Consider the following 22772-nt stretch of genomic DNA (forward strand, 5'->3'; position numbering starts at 1 on the left):
CGAAAACCCTAAAAATTCACTACGGCTTCGGTAACTTTCGAATCGGGCGTTTGACCCGGCTGAATTTTTGCATTTTCGAGATGCGCCTTGCTGCCGCTTCCTCGGCCAACTCTTTTTCGGTGGCATAAGTCAGCTGTTCCAGCTTGAGGCTTGTGTCACCCACCAGTTGTTCAGCAACCCGTTTGTAATAGGCAGTCAGTTTTTCCACTGCCTGGTCGCTGAACCACTGTTTGTTGTAAACCCAGGTCCCGCTGAGCACCCCGTCTTCGTAACCCATGTACAGGGTCAGGGCAAACTTGGCGTCATAGTCTTCGCTGCCCCAGCTGTCGATGCTCAGCCCATCTATGGTCAGCGGCTTTTCCGGGAACTCCTGGAATAAAAACAGGCAATTAAAAAACGGCTGTTGACCCGGTTGTCTGTCATGGGCCAGTTCGGACACCAACAGCGAGAAAGGTATGTCATGATGCTCGTAGGCCCCAAGAGTGGTTTCCTTGACCTCGCCCAGAAATTCAGTCAATGCCATGTCGGGTCTGGCGTCGATTCTGAGCACCAACTGGTTGACGAAAAAGCCGATCAGCTGGTTGAACTCCTGACGATTGCGCCCGGCGGTGGAGGTACCAATGGCAAAGTCCTGCTGGCCGCAATGGTGGCCGACTACTAGTTTGACCAGCGCCAGATTAAGCATGAACTGGGTCACCTGATTATCTCGGGCAGCGGTACGCAGTGCTTCGGTCATGGTCTGATCGAACTGGAACTTATGAGTACCGCTTTCAAGGGCATCTTCTCCACCGGAAGGCTTGTTGCCCACCGGCGGATAGCGCAACTCCGGCAGGCCACTGAGATTGGCCCGCCAGTACTGGACTTGATGGTCCCACTTGCCCTGCTGGTACATTTCCCGTTGCCAGATGGCATAGTCGGTGTACTGATATTGCAAAGGCGCAATCTCTGAAGCCGCATTACAATTCTGGGTGCGGTAAAATTCCGATAACTCATGTTGGAATATCCCCAGCGACCAGCCATCCGAGACAATGTGATGGAGGTTGAAGACCAATACATGCTGCTCGGGTGCGACGCGGAATAGGTCGATGCTATACAGGCTGCATTCGCTGAGGTCAAACTCCTGACCAATTAAGGTCATGATCTCTGCAACCAGGGCACTACCCTTGCTCAAGGCTTCATCCAGTGATGCAAATTGGTCACAGCGGTCGTGAACCTTTATTGGCTGGAACTTGAAGTCGGCGATATATTGGCTCAGTTCGCCGTCTTTAACCCGATAACCAGTGCGCAGGATCTGATGTCGCTCGACAATCTGGCTGAAAGCACAACTCAGCCTGTGGGCATCCAATGGCCCTTCAAGCCGCCAAACGTGAGGCGTGTTGTACAACCCTTTTTGAACGTCATTCATCTGCTGGGTGAACCACAGCCTTTCCTGTCCGAAAGACAGGGGCAGGGTTAACAGGCTGGCTGCATCGCATGCCGCGATATCACCAACTTCGCCTGCAACAGTTGGCTGCTTCTCAAGCAGATGACTTATCAGCCCAGACTGTTCGGCAATGGTAGGGGCATCAAAAAAAGATTTAATAGGTAGTTCCAGATGATAATGCTTACGCACATATGACATGTGCTGGGTCACCAGTAGCGAATGACCACCAAGGGCAAAAAACTCGTCATGAATGCCGACCTGAGGGATTGCGAGCAGTTCCTGCCACAGCTTCACCAAGCCCTGTTCCAATTGATTGCGTGGTGAAACATAGTTCGCTTTACGGCCCCAATGGCGCTCAACCCGAGGCAATGCCTTGCGGTCGACTTTGCCACTCTGGGTCAATGGCAAGGTACGAATGGACTGCATTGCCACAGGTACCATGTAATCAGGTAACTCCTGATGCATGAAAGCCTGAACGGCTTCAACATCCAGTTCTTGTGCCGAGGCCATTACCAGATGGGCTACTAAATCCTGATGGGGGTTGCTATCTCCTGCGGATTCAAACTCGGAGGCCTGCAGCACCACCACCGCCTGGACAACTTCAGGATGCCGACAGAGGGATTTTTCCACCTCGCTAAGTTCAACCCGGAAGCCACGGATTTTCACCTGATCGTCGCCGCGACCCATATAAACGAGCTCGCCGTCGGCACGATAGTGGGCCAAATCGCCGGAGCGGTAGAGTCGTAGATCCTTCTCCTGTGAGAAGGTGTCAGGCACAAAGCGTTCATCGGTCAATTCCTGACGCTGCCAGTAGCCTTCGGCGATAGTAACACCGCCGAGATACAATTCTCCGACTTCCCCAATTCCCGCAAGCCCTCCCCGTTCATTAACCACGTGAGCACAGGCACCTGCCAGCGGACGCCCGATGGGGCAAGCGCTCTCATATTCAATAACTTCATGGGTGATTATGCCCACCGTGGTTTCTGTGGGACCATAATGGTTGACGATGCGCAAATCGGGTTTGAGCGCACGAACTTTTTCAATCAGATCTTCGGTCAAGGCTTCTCCACCTATCACCAACGTCTCGGTCGGCAATAAAAAAGCCGGCTCTTGCGCCGTCAACAGGGCCCGCAAGTGAGAAGGAACCACCTTGAGGCAACTGACCGGGTTGTCCCGAAGCTGATCGACCAATGCATCGGCATTCATGGCTTTGTCCGCACTCAGCAGCCGAAGTGTGCGTCCAGTAAGCAGAGCACCGAACAAAGCGGTATGCCCCAGATCGGTTGCGACGCTGGCCAGCGACAACATACTGGCATCTTCGCCGAGCTTAAGGCGTGCCTCTACGCCGGTAACATACTGCACCAACGCGCGGTGACTGATGCTGACCCCTTTAGGCTCACCGGTAGAGCCGGAAGTGTAAATCAGGTAGGCCAGCTGTTCGGAGGCAACATCCACCGGAGTAAACGAGTGGTCGCTCAATTTAAGCTGATCGAGCATAACGCGTGTGCCAAGCCCCTTTACATCGTCACTCAGAAGAGAGACGGTGAGAATCCACTGACAACCGGTATCACCGACGATGTACTCCATTCGCTGACCAACCAGTTGAGGATCCAGCGGTACGTAGATAGCCCCGATTTTGAGAATCGCCAGCAGGCTGACGACCAAATACTTGTCTCGCTCAGTACAAACGGCCACCGGCATGCCCGACTCGATGCCCAGGCTCTGCAGATAAGCAGCCAACGCTTCGGACTCTTCATGAATTTCGGCAAAGCTAAACTCGCCTGCCTCAGTCTCGAGGGCGATGGCATCGGGCGTAGCAGCGGCATGCCTCTCAAACACTTCGTGTACAGGTTCGGTCGTGTCGATCAATGCTGGAGTAATTGTGTTTGCCAGCACTCGCCGCTGGGCTTCGCCGATGGCATCCACTTCACCTACTCGCATCGTTGTGTCATGAGTCAGACCGGCCAGAGCCTGCTCCAGCATGGCGCTGAATCGATCAGCCAGCAGCGAAACGGCCTGTTCGCTAAATAGCAGCTTGTCATACTCAAAATCCAGCAGCAGGTCGCTCTGCTGAACGGTGCAACAGAGCGATAGTTCAAACGGCTCCATCGCGCCGCCGACATAACAGCAGGCGGGATCTTCGGTTCGTCCAAAACTGAACCCGTAGCGGGCCAGCAAAGGCTCCTGTTCATCTACCAGTGACTGCCAGTCAAAATGCTCTTGCATCCTTTCGAGTTCACCCAGCAGCTGTTCGACAAGGGCGACAAAGCTGATCAGAGTCTGGTCGTCTCCGCCGCCCACACCAGCCGGGATGGCCCGGCTCAAGGTACCAGGCAGTTGCGCCAGTTCCGGATCAAGACGCCCGTCAAAAACGACACCTATGGGAACCGGTTCGCGGGACATCCGGTTAAGCAGGTGCTGCCACAGCGAAAAAAGCAGGCTGCGGTTATGCCATCGATGATCGCGGCTAAACGCCGCCAGCGATTCACTCAGGCCCACCACCAACCGGATCCGGGCAACTCTGGCCATCCACGGCTTGGCTTCGTCATCTACCGGCGAGGTTTCAGTCAGGAAAATACGCCCGGCACGATTGCCATGGGTTTCACTGTTACGAATGGTTTCGAGCAGCCGCTCAGCCTCAGGCGCACCGTGCTGTTCATCCAGCTCATCAATCACATCGAGAAACTGCAATGCCTCCTCGTCCGGATCGAAACTGTCCCGGTACAGCCTCAGCAGTTCATCGGTGAGCAAGTTGACACCACTGCGGTCAACACAAAGCATCGGCAGCGCCAAGACCAGATAACTGACACCACTCGAACAATGATAAAGGTGGCACTGGCTGTGAGGCTGAATCAAACAGTCGACGGTTTGCGCAGTCCACTGGGCAGCAAGTAAAGCCTCAAGACCCTCACTCGCCTCTACATCGCTCACTCTAAGTGCAACCGGCCAATGAGCAGCCACCTTCTGGAAAGGGAACTTCGTTCCCCCCGGCTTTTCAAACCAAGTACGCATCACTTCATGGCGCATGGTCAGGATATCAAGAGCCTGTTGCAGACGCCGATGATCAACATCGCCTGTCAGCCGGGTCAGGCTGAAACAGCAATATTGGCGGTCTTCACCATTGAGTGCCCATATCCTTTTCTGCTGGCTAGAAAGCGCGTAACGTTCTGCACCTTCTGCCAGGTTGAGGGTGGCATTCATCAGTGCTCACCTGCCTGGATCAAGCCTTGTCCAATAAGATCGCCCATGGCGACTACCACTTTCCGAGGGCCTGTGAACACCGAACGGCCGTGAGCGGTGATCATGTTGTCCACAATCAGGAAATCCCCCTGTTGCCAGGGCGCCCTGTGGCAGTTTTCTGAATAGGCCCTATCGATTTCGGCAATAACCTCAGGTTCGATATCGCTGCCGTCGCCATAGTAGACGTTGCGCGGGAGGTCTTCTTTTTTGAACAGGGTCAGCAGTGAGTCACGCTCCTTTTCGCTCATATAAGCGATGTGATGCAACTGAATCTGATTGAAAAAAACTTTCTCACCAGTTTTCGGATGCAGGCATACCGCGAAACCGACTTGAGTGGTACGCAATTGGTTATCGCTGACCCACTCGCACTTTATGCGTTCTCTAGCGCAAATGGCCTCAACCTCGGCCTTATCGCCCGTTTTAAAAAAGTCCTGCCAGGGGACATCCAGTCCTTCAATGAAGTTACGTACATAGGCAAGTTTTTTATCAGCCAGCTTGCGTACCGTCGAAGCACTCAGAGCGTTATACACTCTGCGACAATCCACTATCGGGGTTTCGCCGCCGGTTTCGGCGGCGATAATGCCGGCGAACATCTGCTTCATCGGCCACTTTTGGGTATGGGAGCTTTCATTGTGGAACATGATCTCCTTGTCTTCGGGGTATGGCGTCGACTTGTAAATCTGCTGGCCTTTGGTTTCCTTGGGAAGATCACCATAGCTGTCGAACAGCTCAGGGCAGTAGGCATTGGCCATACGCTCGAATTTTTCCGGGCTGTTAATACCGAAGCCACGAAACAAAATTGCGCCGGTTTCCAGCACTTTCTTTTCCAGGAACTCGCGTTTTGAACTTATCCACTCGGCCAGTTCTACATTGTCGTTGGCCGGGGTAATGACGGTGGGATAGCCATCGGTAATGGCAACCAACTCCTGTTGCGAAAGGTTTACAGCGGACCGGCGGCCTTTTTTGAAACGAGAGTTTTTGGGTTTTTCGGTAACTGGTGTTTGTTGCATATTGATTGTTTCATCAATTTGACTGAGCAGGATATCCGCCTTGTCGGCGACGGCTTTAACCACGGTCTTGATGGTTGTCAGGTAACGGTCACTGAGTGCGTTGATGGTGGCCACGTCAAACAAGTCTGTTCTATAGGTGAACTTGATGTTAAGGACATCACTCTGTTCGACCGCCAGGGTAAGATCGAATCTCGACGAATCGATATCCAGATCCAAAACCTCCATCTGAACCGGGCGACTCAGGCCCTCCTCGGGCCGCGGGAAGTTATTAAATAAAAACAGGGATTGAAACAGCACAGACTCGCCAGGTTTACGTGCAACGTCCATGGCAGATACCAGCATGTCAAACGGCAGGTCCTGCAAGGCGAAGGCCTCAGTGGTGGTCTGTTTGACCCGTCCAACCAGTTCGGTAAAGGTCGGGTTGCCGATCAGCGAAGTACGCATCACAAGCTGGTTAACGAACAAGCCTTGCAATTGCTCCATTTCTGGCACCTTGCGGTTGGCCGCAGAGGTACCTACCACGATGTCGGTTTGCTTGTAATAGGAATAAAGGGTCGCTTTGTAAGCGGCCAGCAATACCATGTACAGCGAGGCGCCTTCAGCAGTTGCCAGATTTTGCAGGGTGTCTACCTCGTCAAGCTTCAAGGTGACCTGATAATGGGCACCGTGACTGGTGACTTTGTCGCTACGGGGTCTGTCGAGTGGCAACTGCAAGCTCTGCATGCCGGACAACTTGGCTTTCCAGCGGCTGATTAGGTTCTCTTTCTCGGCGTTCTGTAACATGGCCTGTTGCCAGTAAACATAATCGCTGTAATCCATCGCCAACGACGGCAGTCGGGGCTCCTGGTTACTCATCAGAGCGGCGTAGCACTCACTGACTTCTCGATTGAACAGCGAACTCGACCAACCGTCTGTGATGATGTGGTGCAGATTCATCAGCAATACATGACGCTCATCGCCAAGCTTGATTACCCGACAGTGAAATAACGGTCCTTCACTCAGTGAAAAGGTTGCCTGGGATTCTTCGCGTAGTAGCGCCTGTAGACGGCTGTCTTGATCTGACGCAGCCAAACCGCTCAGGTCAATGATGGGCAGTTGCACCTCAAGATCTGGGTGGAAGCGCTGCTTGGGTACGCCATCGACACCGTCAAAGGTAGCGGTGAGGATTGGATGGCGCCGAACCACTCGCTGCAAGGATTCACCGTAGATGTCTGGATCGAAAGGGCCGGTAATTTTTACCGCACTAGGGAAGTTATAAGTGACCTGCGCCCCTTGGACCTGTTCGACGAACCACAGGCGTTGCTGGGCGTAAGACAACTCTATCCCTCCTGTGCCTCTGGGCAACGCCATTTCCCCGTTGTCCACCTTTTCAGACAGTAAGGTTGTAAGTGCGTCACGCTCAAGTACTGCCATCTCAGTCATTGTGATACCTCCTCAGGCTGACATTCCGTTTCGCCCAGTTCTGTGAGCAAGCTGCGGACCTCACTGTCAGACAGACCGGCGACATAACATTTGATTTTCTGATGGGCGGCCACCGCCTTGATATTGGCGATCGTCAGCAGCTCGCCTCCTCCCCCAGACTCACCCTGTAATCTGACTACCAATGCGGCTTGTGAAGCGATGGTCTGGTTTTCGTACAGTTGCCGCAGGTCCAGATCGACCCGCAGTTGGGCTCGGATACGCGTCTGCAACTGGACGATGGACAGTGAGTTGCCGCCCCGAGCCATGAAGTTGTCGAGCACGCAGACTTTGCTCACACCGAGCACCTCTTCCCACAGTTGCGCCAACTGTTGCTCCTGCTCAGTCTGGGGCTCGATATGGGCGTCGGCGTCAGCACTTTCCAGATCCGGCACAGGCAGAGCCTTTCGGTCTACTTTGCCGTTGGGGGTCAACGGCATCTTATCCAGTGGAATAATGGTTCGGGGCACCATGTAATCCGGTAGCTGACCTGCCAGATAAGTCTGAAGCACACCGATATATCCCAGCTCTGAGTCAGGGTCATGTTCGACCCAGCGAGTCAACTGGCTAGTATCCAGAGGCCCGCCGAGGAAGCTATGCATCACCTGCTGTCCTTCCTTCACCGACCACAAAGTGTCGAGCCCCCGCTCATCGAAGAAGCCTATCGGACACAAGCCGACCCGCTCGGTTGTACAGACACTCAGTAAATGCTGGCCAACCAACCCAGCGGCAAGACACGCATCCGCCTTGCCTACCAAATACAGGGCAAATGCACTGTGCAGATAAATGGATTCGTTGACCCCTAAATAACGGAAGTGCGGGTTTTCGTCATGACCGCCGCCCACAGCCCTCAGGCTGTGGTGGTCAGGGGAGTAGCGGTAGTAACCTTCCGCGAGGCTGCCAACCCGGTGCGCTTTTACATAGATGAGTATCTCAAGGGGCGTATCAGTCACGGATGCAGCAGCTGTTGCCAGCAAGGTTGCCATGGACAACAAACTCACTTTCTCTCGCCCTTCAAAGTGGCGGAATGATTGACGTGTAGCCAGGCCGATACAGCCGCTTGCAGGTACTGTCAAAGCCGGCAGCGCTACATCATCGGCAACGCCATTACAGACAACGTGTGCAGGCAAGCTCGGCAGAGCTTCGACCAACTGACCGCCACTGAGATTAATCAGCAGGCGACTACTGTCTGACAGTTGCAACCAGTCGGACAAACCCTCTGGCACTTTGTCCGGTCGCAAATGGATTTGTCTCGCTGCCGCAGTCGCCGTTAACAGGGCCGCCAGATAGCCACTTTCCACAACGCCAAGCGCATCGGCTCTGGAGCCATACAATGGTTCGATCGCCTGTGTTTCAAGTACCAGGTGCAGACCCAGCCCCCGGGAAATCCCCGCCTCAAGCGCCGGGCTATTGGCGGACAGGCAGGCCAGTTGATGAGTCACCGGATCGTAGTAGTAGCACCCTGCTCCTAGCCCTTCGACTGTATCCGCTGCCACGCTAACGTACAGTTGTACAGCATTTAGGCTGCCGGTCGATGGATAAAAATATTTTGGTAAAGAGGCGCCCGCTGCCGGATACTCGGCCGCACAGGAGAGCAGTTCGGACAAACTAATAAGTGACATTTCGGTCATGGTGGCATTGCCCGGAAGCACACTGCTTTGCCATTGTTGCGCCAGCGAATCACCCGATTGCATATCATGGCGTGGCGCTGGCAGACTGCAGATATTGATACCTGCAGGCAAATGCCTGAGGCCCGGGCGATTAATTTTGAACATGCTACTTTCGACCGGATCCTCTATGGTCTTGCGAGGGTCCCGCACCGGCTCTTCTGGCCGGTTAAGCACCACGAAGTTGACTAGGCGTTTATTGTTGACAGTGCCCGCAGCCAGGGTCACCGACCCGGTGATCATCGGATGGCGAACCATGACCGCATCGATATCGCCCAACTCAATCCGGTAACCCTGCACCTTGACTTGTTCATCCTCACGGCCGAGGAATTCTATATTGCCGTCCGGGAAGTAGCGGCCCATATCGCCGGTGCGATAAAGCGCTTCGCCCGTATCCGGGTGAATTATAAAATGGCTGGCGGTTTTTTCTTTATCCCCCCAGTAGCCTTTGGCCACCCCAATACCGCCGATATAGAGCTCGCCGGGAACCCAGTCCGGACAGCCACGATAATCTGACTTAAGTACATGGTAAGTTTGGTTGGCTAGCGGTTTACCGTACGGGATGCTTTTCCAATGCGGGAGTACTTCTTCGACCGGATAGGATATCGACCAAATGGATGCTTCTGTAGCACCGCCAAGGCTGGTGACTTTGGTATTGTCGTTGAGTGCCCAAATGCGCTCGCTGAGGCCCAACGGTATCCAGTCCCCACTCATCATTACACGACGAAGGCTACCGGTGGCTGCGGTGCTGGTCGACTCACAATAATCCACCAACATTTGCATCAAGGCAGGCACTGTATTCCAGATACTGACTCTGTGTTGAACCATCAACTCGGCCCAATGGGCCGGGTCTTTGGATTTACTTTCCTCAGGCAGCACCAGCGCACCGCCGGCGGCAAGAAGTCCAAAAATATCGTAAACCGATAGGTCAAAACTCAACGAAGACAAACCGAGGATACGATCTTGTGGGCCTACATCAAGCATTCGGTTGATACTGTCGTTGGTATTGACCGGACCGCGATGGTCGATCATGACCCCCTTGGGCACCCCGGTTGAGCCGGAAGTAAAGATGATATAGGCCAACTCCGCCTGGCTCCGCTCAATGACGGGGTTGTCACTATCGGCGCTCACGAGAACTTTGACATCAATTTCGGTTATCCCATAACCGCCAGTCCAGGGCCTGCCGACCAGTGGTGGCTGAGTAATCAGCTGATTGACACCGGCCTGAACAAGTATTTGCTCAATGCGGTTGTCCGGCAGGGCAGCATCGACCGGCACGTAGACCCCGCCTGCTTTGAGCACAGCGAGTACGGCAACTACCTGCTCCCAGCCTTTAAGCATCGTCACCGCTACCCTGTCGCCGGGCTGTAGGCCCGCTTCGAGCACATGCATGGCAACCGTATTGGCGCTGTTGTTGAGTTGGCGATAACTAATGCTCTTTGCGGAAGTGATGAGCGCGGCGGCTTCCGGGGTGTCCGCAGCTTGCTTTTCAAAACCATGGTGGAGCTGTCCACCCGGTATCGGCTGGTCAGTGGCATTGACCTTGTCTCGGACCGCCTGCTGATTCACGGGCATCAATTGCAGACGACGTTCCCAAGCAGCCGGATCAGTGGCCAGCTTCAAGATGGACTCCTGATAGGTGGCGAACATCGCTTCGATCATCCCCTGGGGGAAGAGTCCATCGACGATATCCCAGTTCAGGTGCAGGCCGCCGTCACGTTCACGAACCTGATGATCAAGCCAGACTTGTGAAGTTTGGGTGATACCAAAGCTAGTATCGACATCGCCTTTATCCGATTGGAGCGGCTGACCGGATTCATCGGCATCCCGATTAGGACCTTCGGTATCGAGCAGACTGGTAAAAACCACCGGCATTTGCACCGACTGGTCCTGCTGCTGCATCAAACGCATCACTTCGATTCCACCGAAGGTGCGATATTCAAGGTCCCGTGCCAGACGTTGCTGAACCTGCTGACAGCGCTCGGCGAAGCCCTGCCGCTCGCGGCAATCGACTTCGAGCAAAATCAGGGAAGTGAAATCACCGATCAGTTTAAAGACATCCGGATGGAACGGGTGACGGTTAAACAAAGTGAGGTTGAGGCAGAAGTGGCTTTTGCGCGACCACATGGCCAACACTTCACTGAAAAGCGTGGCTACAAGTACTGCAGATGTCACCCCGAGTCCTTGAGCACGCTGCCGCATCGCCTGCCAATGTTCAGCCGACAGAGTAAACTCGTGACGGACAAAACGCGGGTTGGCTATCTGCCCAGGGTCGACAGCCAGCGGCAGCTGCGGCCCCCCGGGTAATCCGTTTATACGTTCCCCCCAGTACTTTGCAGCCTGCTTGTATAAGCTGGTTTCACGGAGCTTGCGCTCAGCCAAAATGTAGTCGCGGAAGGTAAATGCCGGCTTGACCAACTCCCGCTGCTCCATAAGGCCGATGTCTCTGGCCAGCATGCCGAGGCTGGCGCCATCCACCAGCATCAAGTCGATACTCCAATAAAGGCGACAACGGTCTTTGGACCATTTTACGACCGACAGTTCGAACAACGGCCACTGATCCGGCTTGTGGATCTGGTGAGACATTCTTGCCCGGCGTTGCAACAATCTCGCTTCAGCCTCTTCAGGGGAAGCTTCGGAAACATCTTCGTAATCAACGTGGTAGTAACAATCTTCAACAAAGCGCTGTTGACCGTCGGGCGTTACCACCATGCGCAACATGTCATGATGTTCAATCAAGCGGTTGAAGCCTGCCTCGAAGGCTTTAGGGTCAAAGGCCGGGATATCGGTCTCCGAATAGCTGTGACAAGAAATATTGCCAAGCTCAAAGGCATTGGAGCGGCCCAACCAGTAAGCGTGCTGTACGTCAGTCAGCGGGAATGGATCGAGATGATGTTCCGCATCGTGCAACAGCTCGATACGCTGCTCGGCCTCGGCTGCCGCTTCCTCCAAGCCGGGTCGCTCGCCATCAATCAGGGCGGCCACCTCTGCGACCGTTGGCTTTTCAAACAACATATGCAGTTGCACCCTGACACCGACTTTCTGATGCATCCGGCCGATGATCTCCAACGCCGTCAAGGAGTTGCCGCCGATGGTGAAGAAGTTGTCGTGAATGCCAACCTGTTTCAGACCAAGCACGTCGCCCCAGACAGCCGCAATGTGCTGCTCCGTCTCGGTGGTCGGCGCCACATAGTTATCGGCGCACCCCCCGGCAGGATCAGGCTTGGGCAATGCTTTGCGATCAACCTTGCCATTGGCGGTCAAAGGCATCTCATCCAGAATCATCATGGTTTTAGGCACCATGTATTCAGGGACATGCTGGCCAAGAAAGGTCTGAATAACCGCGCTCTGCGAGCCGGATTGAGTATCCTGCTCCTGAGTCCAACCTGCCAACTGGGCGACGCTGACACTGCCCCCCAGGAAGCTATGGATCACCTGGTGTCCGGCCGGCAGGCCAAGCAACTGGGCCAGGTTGTCTTCCTGAAGCATACCAATAGGACAGAGGCCTATTTGCTCACCGGCACAGACGCTCAGCATCCGCTGTCCCATTGCACCGGCATGAACCAACTGATTGATATCGGCACCAACACCAGTGATCAGAATACCGAAGGCGCAGCCCAGGTAGATGCCCTCATTAACACCGAGAAAACGGTAATGCGGATTTTCATCGCCTGCGCAGGCAATCGCTTCGAGACGATTGCACTGGCTATCAAAACGATAGAAGCCGCCATCCAGTCCACTAACCCGGTTGGATTTGGCATAGACGTAAATGCCCACACCCTGGTCGCCCACAGCCTTGAGGGCCGCTTCGATAACTTTATCCAGCCCGCTGCGGCTGACAGCAGTGCGCTCATCGAACTGCCGGAAAGATTGACGGGCCAGCAATGACAGTGCGTCCTGCTCTGCAGCATCAGAAATCAACTGATTACCATTGAAGCCACCACTCAGGGTGATGACGATTTCATGACTTGATTTCAAAACCTGCCAGTCTTTCAGTCTCGCCTGCACCACATTATCCGTAGAGGCGGACAGCGCTATTTGATTATGCGCTGCAACCGACATCAACAAGTCGGCAATATAACCGGCCTCTATGGCCGACAATGTCGCGGCGCGGGCACCGTACAATGGATTAATCGCTTCAGTTTCAACCGCGAGATGCAGTGCCACGCCTTTTTCAGGCAGTTCTGTGGTTCGTTCACAGAGCAACACCAGTCTGTGTTCCTGCGGGTCATAGTAATAGGTTCCGGCAGCGACACCTTTAACGGCCGAATCGGCCACTGCCAGATATAGTTGTACGGCATTGAGTCCACCGGTGGATGGATAGAAATACTTGGGCAGGCTGGCACCTTCGACCTGATACCGCTTGACACTGGCAAGCACACTCGCCAGACGAGACAGCTCCATGCAACCATAATTTTCACCGGCATTTGAGGCGTTTTTTTGCCACATACCTGCCGGCCATGACATTGCCAGCAGCGGCTGACCATGCTTCATGCCAACCTCATCGGGCAAGGCAACGGACAGGCAAGATTCAGCCACCGAACGCATTCCTGGCTGCCTTAGTTTGAACACTGTTCGCTCGACAGGGTCGGTCAGTACGTCGAAGCCGCCATCCTTTTGCTCAGGCGGTTGATGCAAAACCAGATAACTGACCAGTCGCTTGTTCCTCTGACCCTCGTCCACTGCGACGGTTAGGGTCTGGGCGACCATGGGATGGCGCAACAAACCGGCATCCACTTCACCCAGCTCAATACGATAGCCCTGGATTTTGACCTGAGCATCTTCACGACCGAGAAACTCGATATTGCCGTCGCTGAGATAACGCCCCACATCACCAGTGCGATAGAGGGTTTCGCCGTTATGTGGATTTTTGACAAAGCTGTCACAGGTGCGCTGCTCGTCTTTCCAGTAGCCTTTGGCAACTCCGATACCGCCAATGTAGAGATCGCCTGCGACCAAGTCCGGGCAGTCTTCGAAATTGCGCAACACATGGAAAGTCTGGTTGCGCATCGGCTTGCCGTAAGGAATAGAAGGCCAAGCCGCATCGACATGATCAATCGGATAACTGATTGACCAGATGGACGCTTCCGTAGCACCGCCAAGGCTGGACACTTGTATGTCTGGAGAAAGTGCTTTTATGCGTTCCGGTAGCGACAACGAGATCCAGTCTCCGCTCATCAGTACCTGACGCAATGCCGGTGGCATAGTGAGCGAGCTCATTTCCAGATGATCTACATATAATTGCAACAGCGCCGGGACCGAATTCCACAAAGAAACCTGATGCTCTTCCACCAGCTCGTGCCAGTGGACGGTATCTTTCGATAGCGCCGCCACAGGTAGCACGAGTGCTCCGCCGACCGAGAGCGGGCCGAATATGTCGTAAACCGACAAATCAAAGTTCAGTGCCGATAAGCCGAGAATTCTGTCCTCGGCAGTCACCGCGAAGTCATTATTGATGGAGTCTATGGTGTTGACCGCGCCGCGGTGATCAATCATGACGCCTTTGGGTGTGCCGGTAGACCCGGAAGTAAAGATCACATAGGCGAGATCTTCCTGGGTGGCAGCGCAGTCGGGAGCGCTTATCGCTTCGCCATGCAAGTCATCCAGCCCCAAAACATGACACTGATATTGCGCTCCCCAATTGGTGTCGACCACGGTTTCGCGGAAACACTCCTGGGTAATCAACTGGCTGACCTCGCCCAACTCCAGTAGCTGTTCAATACGCTGCCCGGGGTTGTTGACGTCCACCGGCAGATAGGCACCCCCGGATTTGACCACCGCCAGCACCGCAACCACCTGCTCCCACCCCTTATCCATCACCACAGCAATCAGCTTGTTGGGATCCGAGCCATTTGCCTTGAGGGTATTGGCTAAACGATTAGCCGCGTTGTCGAGTTCACGGTAAGTGATCGACCGGTAATTATGAATGAGAGCTACCGCATCAGGGGTTTTCTCGACCTGCTGTTCAAAAGCCTGATGGATAAGCAAGCCGGATTCCGGGCCTTCAGTGGCGTTGACCGTGACACGGCGTTCACTCTGCTCATCCGGAATGGTAACAACCGTTTTGGATTTCCAGAGCTGGCCTTCCTCAGCCAGGTTAAGAATCAACGCCTGATAAGATTCGAACATCAGGTCCAGCAGTCCGTCCGGGAAAAGTTCCTCCACCGCATCCCAGTTCAGCTCCAGTTTGCCATTGAATTCGCCAACCTGGTGGTCGAGCCAAACCTGAGAAGTCTGGGAAATACCATAGCCTTCTTCCATGGTATCCGGCATAGCAAACTGGTCTTCCTCGTTGGAAAGGCCCAACAGACTTGTGAATATCACCGGAATTTCGGTATTAGTTTCACTGCCGTGATGGCTACGCAGAGCACGCTGTACTTCGATTCCCCCGAACAGACGGTGCTCCAAATCCTGCCACAGCTGACCTTGCAGTCGTTGACAGCGGGCAGAGAAATCCTGCTGCGGCTCAAGATCCACCTCAAGCAGGGTCACTGAAGTGAAGTCACCGATCACCTGGTTCACCTGCTCATGCATCGGCAGACGGTTAAACAAGGTCAGATTCAAACAGAAGGTCGGTGTTTTACTCCAAAGTGCCACCACTTCGGAGAAGGCGCTCAGGAACAATACTGTTGGAGTAACATTGGCATTGGCCGCTCTGGCCTGCAACTGTTGCCATTGCTCTTCGCTGAGCAGGAAGCGACGGCGATTGAATATCGGCTTTTCAACCTGTTCGGGGTCTTTAGCCAACGGTAAGTCCGGTGCCAACGGCAGCTCGGGCACCCGCTCCATCCAGTAATCCCGAGCTTCCCTGTATTGGTCGGTCTGCTTGAGTTTCCGCTCGGCCAACACATAATCCCGGAAGGTCACCCCTATTGGATCGAACTCAACGCTTTCGTCGGCAGCAAGAGTTTGCAGCTCGCGAGCCAGAATACGGTGGCTGGCGCCGTCAAATAGCAGGCCATCGAAGCTCCAGAAGAAACGGTAGTGGTCAGTATTGATTCGGATAATCTGGATATCGAACAGCGGCCAGATTGCCGGATCAAATACATGGTGGGACATCTCGTCCCGCTGCTGCATCAAAAATGCCTGCTTGTCGTCCTCGGACAGGTCGGTAATATCCTGATAGTCTATGACGTAATCATCTTCGAGGTTCAAAACCTGCTGCTGACCGGCTTCATTGACCACCATCCGCATCATGTCATGGCGCTGGATCAGCTGATTGAACGCCACCTGCAAACGTTTGACATCAAGATTCGGGAAGTCGAATTCCTGATAGCTATGAGTGCCGATGTTACCCATTTTCAGCGTGGCAGCACGGCCGAGCCAATATGCCTGCTGCACTTCGGTCAGCGGGAAGGGTTCGCCGCTGCCTTCAGCATCATGTTTGATTTGAGGTATCGCCAGCTGTGCGGAATCGACCTTTTCAGAAGTCTCTACCAGAGCCGCCAGCTCCCTAACTGTTGGCAACTTGAATAGTTCATTTAATGGCACCCGCACTAACAACTGTTTTTGGATGTGCGAGACCACCTGCATTGCCAGCAGTGAATGGCCGCCCAAAGTAAAGAAGTTGTCGGTAATGCCGAGCTCTTCCCTTTGCAGCACTTTTTGCCAGATGGACAGAAGCGTGCGTTCGGTATCTGTACTGGCCGCCTTCCCTTCTGTGGGCACTGCCATTTCACTGGCTTGAGGTTCAGGCAGAGCTTTGTGGTCGACCTTTCCGTTGGGGGTCAACGGCAAGACATCCAACAGCATGAAGACTTCCGGTACAAAGTATTCAGGTAAATACTGCAACAGGTGTTCTCTAAGTGGCAGCTCATCAAAGCTACCTTCGCCTTCGGCAGAAACCAGGTAACACACCAGATAATTGTTATCCTGTCCACTATTACCGTCCGCAGCCGCGTGGGGTGTCGCAACTACTACAGCCTGACGCACCGACGGATGTTGCAAAATCAAATGCTCTACTTCGCCGATCTCAATACGATAGCCTCGTATTTTGATTTGGCGATCGTGACGACCGAGATAACGGATATCCCCTTCGGGCGTCCAGCTGGCAATGTCCGAGGTGCGATACATACGATTGCCGCCTCGGGCACAGAATGGATTCGGTACATAGCGCTCAGCAGTCAGCTCCGGACGTCGCCAGTAGCCGCAGGTAACTCCAGCGCCGGCAAGATACAGCTCTCCAGCAACGCCTGGCGGTGTAGGTTGCAGATGGCGGTCGAGTATATAAGCCTGAGTGTTGGCCAGTGGTCGACCTATCGTCACACCATAAGGATCGTCCGGACGGACCTCAGATACTGTTGAATAAGTAGTATCCTCAGATGGCCCATAAAGGTTAAACAGCCTGAGTGCAGGATAAGCTTCGAAGAAATGGGCCACGGTTGAAGGCTTGAGAGCCTCACCGGCAACGAATACGAACTTTGTAGTTTCCGGCAAAGCCTTGAGAAGCACTAGCTGTTCCAATGCCGAAGGCACTGTGTTGATAATAGAAATATCCAGCGTATTATCATCTGCCAATGAGAGGATACTGTCCCGAACCACCACGCAGCCACCGGATACCAGTGGAGCGAACATTTCGAATATCGACAAGTCAAAGCAGACCGAAGTAGTAGCCAGCAAGCGGCGCAGTGCATCACTAAAGCTTGCTTTCGCCCAGCACAGCATGGAAACAGCATTGCGGTGGCTGATACAGACCCCTTTGGGTTTTCCAGTGGAGCCTGACGTATAAATAATATAGGCCAGCTGATCCGGCGACAGGCCATCGACAGTCAGGTCGTCTATGCTCTGCTCTTGGATCGCTCTACGCACTTCCCCCTGATCAAGCGTCAAACAGCACTGCCCGGCCGGGAACATATCCAGGCTCAGGCTGGAATGAGTCAGCACCATCGCCGCATCGGCATCTTCTATCATGTAGCCAATACGGTGTTCCGGATAAGCCGGATCCAGAGGTACGTAGGTGCACCCGGCTTTGAGACAAGCAAGGGTTGTCACTACTAGGTTCAATGAGCGAGGCATGCAGATGGCCACCCGCTCCCCCGGTCCCATCCCCAACGAGCGAAGGTAGCGGGCCAGCTGGTTCGCCTTCTGATTGACAAGGTCGTAGCACAGCGCATGGCCGTCATCAGCCAGAGCATCGGTATCCGGAGTCAATTTAACTTGTTGCTCGACCAATGTATGAATAAAGGCTGCTTCGGGCAATGACAGTTCATTATCGTTCCACTGTACCAGTACCTGCCTACGAGCCTCATCATCCAGCAGCGACAACTCTTTGAGTGCACGATCGGGCGCGGCACAGGCAGCCGTGAGCAGAGTTTCGAGCTGGCTGCACATTCGCTCTATGGTGCTCTGCTCAAACAAGTCAACGCAATATTCCCAATAAAACAACAGGCCATTGGCGTCCTGCTTGAATGCCACGCTCAAATCAAATTTAGCCGCACGATTTTTACTGCGCACCAACTCCATCGGCAGCGAGTCATCCTGCTGGTCAGTGGCCACGGTGTTTTCCTGACTGAACATCACCTGGAACAGTGGCGAGTGGCTCTGGGAGCGCTCCGGGTTAAGGTGCTCTACCAGTAATTCAAACGGCAAGTCCTGATTGGAGAAATCCTCCACTGTGGCTGTTTTGATTTGTTCGATGTAGTCATCGACACTCAAGTCGTGGTCAATGCGAGTTCTAAGCACCAGCGTATTGACGAAAAAACCAATAAGCGGCTCAATTTCCGAGTGGGCGCGGTTGGCGACCGGTGAACCGACGATGATATCGTCCTGGCCAGAGTAGCGAGACAGAAGCAACTGGAAACAACCCAGTGCCACCATGAAGATACTGGCACCGTGTTTATGGGCGAGCTGATCCATCGCCTGTGCGAGCCGCGCAGGCAATCTGACAATATGGGTGGCACCACGGTGACTCTGCACTGCCGGGCGGGGTTTATCCGTCGGTAGATTGAGCAGCACCGGTACATCGTCAAGACGATGGCGCCAGTATTCAATCTGACCTTCAAGCGCCTTGTCCTGCACCAGCTGCCGTTGCCACACTGCAAAGTCACTATATTGGACGCTCAGATCCGGCAACACAGCCTCTTCACCGGCTTCGGCTGCCGCCAGCAGTACATTGAGTTCATTGATGAACAGACCGATGGACCAACCATCAGAAACAAGGTGGTGCATGGTTATGCACAACACATGCTCCTGCTCCCCGAGCTCGAATAATGCGGCTCGAATAAGTGGCTTCTTGAGCAGTTCAAAAGGTTTTTCAATCTCGGCGCCTATCTGGGGCAGATAAATCTGACGGCGCGTTTCATCGTCCGCAAAGCTATCGAGCTTGTCACGCAGAGAAATGACTGGTAGTTCCAGCTTGGCCTTCTTACGGATCATCTGCGAAGGCACACCATTCATTTCTACGAACGTGGTGCGTAGCACTTCATGACGGCGCTGAATGGTCAGCAGAGATTCATGCAACACGTTGCAGTCCAGCTCGGCGTCAAATTTAACGACAATGGGAATATGATAATTGGCGCTATTGCCTTCAAGGCGGCTGACAAACCACAGCCGTTGCTGCATCAGAGAGAGTTTGGTCCTTTCGGCCTTGGATGCTTTATTGATGCGAACACTTTTGAGATAGTACAACCCGCTTTCTACCAATTTGGCAATCAGTTCGACCGAATCGTTTTCAAACAGTAGCCTGGCCGATAGGTCAACGCCCATCTTCTCTTTCATCCGCGCACTGAACTGGCTAATTCGTAGTGAATGCCCCCCCATGTCAGAGAAACGCTGGGTTAGACCGATGGCCGGCACTTCCATCACCTCGCAACAAATATTCGCTACCTGTTGCTCGACTTCGGTCATGTCCCGTTCGTCTTGCTCTATTGGGCTAAAGTCTGGAATCGGAAGTTTTTCACGATCGATTTTACCGTTAATGGTCAGCGGCAGACTGTCCACCAACACCAATGCCGCTGGCACCATGTAGTTCGGCAGATGCTGCTGGAGGTGGTGCTTGATGTCGGCGCTCTCCAACGCCTCTCCTGCTACCGTGTAGTAGCCGACCAAAGCAACCTCACCGGACGGCAATGTCAAATCGATAGCAACACCATCATTGACGCCAGTGTGACTCTGCAAAGTCCGGCTGATCTCGCCGAGCTCGATCCTGAAGCCGCGTATTTTTATCTGGTGATCGTTTCGACCTATGAACTCCAGTAATCCGTCATCACGCATTCGCACCATATCGCCGGTAGCGTACATTCTGGCACCCGAGTTTACGCTGAATGGATCCGGCAGAAATTTTTCGGCAGTCAATGCCGGATTATCGGTATAGCCCCGGGCCACTCCAAGGGAGGAAATAAACAGCTGTCCAGCCACGCCCAGCGGTACCCGGCACAGTTGGTCATCTAACACATACAGGCGAGTGTTGTTAATTGCCTGACCTATGCTGACGTTGGGATTATCATCCTCTTTGTCATATCGGTAACCGCTGGCACAGACGGTGGTTTCACTGGGGCCGTAAGCATTGACGAAATGATTGGCCTGAGACCACTTTCTCGCCACCTCAGGTGAACAGGCTTCACCGGCAGAGATAATGGTCAGACCTTTGAGGCCGTCATCTGGCAATAATGCCAACGCCGAAGGCGGCATAGTGAAATGGGTCACACCGAGGGCTTTTAGTTGCTGGCTGAGGGCTCTGGAGGGCAGCAAATCATTCTGATGCAGCAGCACCAGACCGGCGCCGGCATTGAGGGTGGAACACACTTCAGAAATCCAAGCGTCAAATCCTACCGAAGCAAATTGCAACACCCGGTCACCCTGAGCGAGCATAAATAAATCCTGCTGGGAAATCGCAAGATTGACGATACCGGCATGAGTTACAGTAATGCCTTTCGGTTTGCCCGTCGTGCCCGATGTATACAGCATGTAGGCCGCATTGTTGATTTGCAGCTGATGTTCCGGCGCCTCACCGGCATCAACATCAAGGGCAGGGGTGAGTTCTGCCTTAGCGATATCCAGTGTGGCGAAATCGGTTTCGAGCCCCGGCTCAAGCAATAACAACTTCATACCGGAGGCTGCAACCACACTGGTTTTACGCTGCCCCGGCAGGCGCGGATCAATGGGGACAAACACCCCTCCTGCCTTCAGGATTGCAACAAAGCCCACCACCATTTCGATAGAGCGGTTGGCACAGAGGCCAACACCGATTTCAGGCCCAACGCCCATAGCTTTAAGTTGATGGGCATAATGACTGGAAGCGGCGTCAAGCTCAGCAAAGCTGAGTGATCGCTGCCCGGTCATCACTGCTATGCTGTCCGGGTACTGTGCTGCCACGGCACTTATCTGTTGATGAATAAACCGATCTTCCGGTTCGAAGCGGTCAATCCCGGTCAAATTAGACAGACGCTCAGCCTGGGCAGGCGGCAGATTGTGACGCAGGTCATCGAGGCGGATATCCGGCTTCTCGGCCACCACAGCAGAAAGGTGAATGAAATGCTTAATCATCCGCTCAATGGTTTCCGCCTTGAACAAATCAACTTTATAGGTCAGCTTGACATTAAGCCCGTCAACCCATTCTTTAATTTGCAGGCTGAGGTCGTCTTTCGCCGCATGGGAGACGATGCCGTCGTTATCGGTGTATTGATCTGCCTGACCAGCCAACTCGCGGGAAATATCTTCGGCATTGTTGAATACAAACGAGAACTGATAGAGCGGTGCAAAACTGTTACTAGTCTCAATCTTCAGCTCTTCGAGCAAAACATTAAACGGCAGATCCTGATTGGACTGTCCCTCGAGTACTGAAGTTTTGACCTTCGCGAGAAATTCCCTGAAGCTCAGGCCGTAATCGACATGATTACGCAGCACTATGGTGTTAACAAAATAGCCCACCAGTTGCTGTATCTGGGGATGCGTTCGGTTGGCCACCGGGGTCCCGATCGGTATGTCACGGCTGCCGGAGTAAATCGCCATCAGCAGATTGTAGATTGCCAACATCACAGAATAGAACGTGGTGCCCTGCTGTTTGGCCACTTGCTTGAGCTTGGCCACGATATGTTCAGGCAGGTCAGCGGATAGGGTTCGCCCCTGATTGTGTCTTACTGAAGAACGTGGGAAATCAGTTTCCACTGTCAGTAATGGGGGCATACCGTCGAGCTGATTAGCCCAGTACTTGAGCTGTGGTTCAAGCTTGTTCTGCTCAACTTGCTCACGTTGCCAGGCAGCATAATCGAGGTATTGCAATTCCAGCGCCGGTCCCTGCCAGCTGCGTCCCTGCTCAAGAGCTTCAAAGCACTCCATCAAAGCCCGGGATATTAGCCCCATGGAATAGCCATCACAAATGATGTGGTGAATATTGCTAATCACAATCGAACGATTGGCATTGACGTTGAGCAGACAAAATCGAGCCAGCGGCTCGTTGGCAAAGTCGAAGTTGTACGACTCTTCAATATCGATAAGCTTGTGAATTTCCTGCTCGACGGCTTCCCGATCTAATTCGGTCAGGTCTTTCACGGTCAGGCTCAGCGCCGGCCGACTGTTGTCTAAAACCACATAGGGTTTACCGCCACTGGCGCGGATTCGGGTACGGAATACTTCATGAGGCTCTGTGACTTCGGCCAGCACCCGGCGATACAGCTCGGGATCAATGGCCTTTTCGACAATGGCACTGGAAACCACGTTATGGATCGAAGCATTCTCCTGCATCTGACAGGCCGACCACAGGTTCTGCTGGCCGACCGACAAGGGCAGCTCTCCGCTGCGCGCACGCAACGGTATTATGGTTCCAGCTGGCTGCTCCAATGACGACAGAAAATTTATAATCTCGGGTTTGCGCGCAACGATCTGTTGCTTCATCGCTACGGTAAACCTGCCTGGCGGGGCGCTGAACTTGAGCTCCCCTTTGTCCACCCACAATTTAATGTCCTGTTGAGAGAGCATCAACAGCAATTGGGATATTGTCATTTATCGATCCCTGAAATTTATTATTTATCGTTCTGT

General features: G+C 53.7%; 3 protein-coding genes. All 3 read right to left on the reverse strand.

What is annotated here, in order from left to right; translation table 11 throughout:
* Positions 1-19: 19 nt before the first annotated feature.
* From ACL7TT_RS08750 to ACL7TT_RS08760, 3 genes are read right to left on the reverse strand one after another with little or no spacing between them, the layout of a single operon-like run.
* The gene (locus ACL7TT_RS08750; protein ID WP_413394758.1) at positions 20-4624 is read right to left on the reverse strand and encodes an amino acid adenylation domain-containing protein; all 4605 of its coding nucleotides are present in this window, start codon (positions 4622-4624) and stop codon (positions 20-22) included.
* On the reverse strand, positions 4624-7095 hold the full coding sequence (locus tag ACL7TT_RS08755; RefSeq protein ID WP_413394760.1) for a condensation domain-containing protein: 2472 nt from the start codon (positions 7093-7095) through the stop codon (positions 4624-4626). Before ACL7TT_RS08755 ends, ACL7TT_RS08750 begins: the two co-directional genes overlap by 1 nt.
* The gene (locus ACL7TT_RS08760; protein WP_413394762.1) at positions 7092-22736 is read right to left on the reverse strand and encodes an amino acid adenylation domain-containing protein; all 15645 of its coding nucleotides are present in this window, start codon (positions 22734-22736) and stop codon (positions 7092-7094) included. The genes ACL7TT_RS08755 and ACL7TT_RS08760 overlap by 4 nt, the downstream gene beginning before the upstream one ends.
* Between the last annotated feature and the right edge of the window lie 36 nt (positions 22737-22772).

It is taken from the genome of Microbulbifer jejuensis (genome assembly GCF_047289955.1).
Classification (GTDB): domain Bacteria; phylum Pseudomonadota; class Gammaproteobacteria; order Pseudomonadales; family Cellvibrionaceae; genus Microbulbifer.